Annotated in this window: 2 protein-coding genes; both read right to left on the bottom strand. The window is 65.6% G+C overall.

Annotated features, from left to right (window positions below; genetic code table 11):
• Nucleotides 1-215, bottom strand: a 215-nt coding sequence (locus E7Z53_RS19875) for an ASCH domain-containing protein (RefSeq protein WP_255219729.1), incomplete at its 3' end; no start/stop codon positions are given.
• Between the two features lie 151 nt (nt 216-366).
• Nucleotides 367-873, bottom strand: coding sequence for a GNAT family N-acetyltransferase (locus tag E7Z53_RS19870; protein ID WP_176338701.1), 507 nt, complete (start codon nt 871-873; stop codon nt 367-369).
• Between the last annotated feature and the right edge of the window lie 44 nt (nt 874-917).

Below are 917 nucleotides of genomic sequence, written 5' to 3'. Positions count from 1 at the left end.
GCCACCTCGGTGATCTCCAAGGTGGCAACCACCCGCCCGGTGGAGTCGATGAGGGTCTGACATTCGCCGGGGCGCGGCAGGGGCTGGTCCTCGGCTTCGTAGTCACCCAGCAGCGACGATGTGCCTGTCTTCGCGCCGGACCGGATCAGCTGGACGAGGCGGTCCCGCAACGGTCCGGGGGTCGCGAACTCGGCCACCGGCATCGATTCATCCATGGTCCGAGTATGTCGCCCGACGACCTCAGAAGAGCGCACTCGACCCCACGGGCAACTCGCTCATACAGGAATCAAGCGCCCACCAGCGGACCCCTACCGGAACGCGGGACGAGCCAACCGTGGTGTGGTCTCCATCCCTCAGCGGTCGTCGTTAGGCCGACGCGGATGTGTCCACCCAAAAACGGAGTTCGCCCTCGTGGTTGATTCCGTCGGCTACCCCGCCGTTACGGCGCACGACCGTCAAGGACGCCTGATTGTCCGGAGCGACGGTCAGCAGGGCACGGGCGATGCCGAGTGTCGCGCACTTGCCCAAGGCGGACCGAAGCATCTGGGTGGCGTGCCCCTGGCGCTGCCACGGATAGACGACGTGATAGCCGATGTGCCCACCGCCCTCGTCCTCGGTCAGTCGGTGACGAAGGACCACCGAGCCGATGTAGTACTCGGCGGAGGCGAACCAGAGCAGTTCCGAGGGAACACCCCATCGCTGCCTGACGCCGACACGATCGGCCACGAACCGATCGAAATCAAGGCTGGCCTCACGAAGCCACGCCGTGTCGGATCCGCGGCGCATCATATCGGCCTGTTCTCCCACGAGATACGAGGTCCTGACCCGAACGGACGGCGTGGTCAGTGCCGGCGGTTCCTGCAACGTGATCATCCAGCAAGGGTAGAGGGGTGGTCCGGATCACCGTCCGCAAGGAC

Origin of the sequence: Kocuria salina (assembly GCF_013368965.1) — a bacterium.
Lineage (GTDB): Bacteria > Actinomycetota > Actinomycetes > Actinomycetales > Micrococcaceae > Kocuria > Kocuria rosea.
Note: the sequence above shows the minus strand (reverse complement) of the source record. Positions and strands in the feature narration are given on the sequence as shown.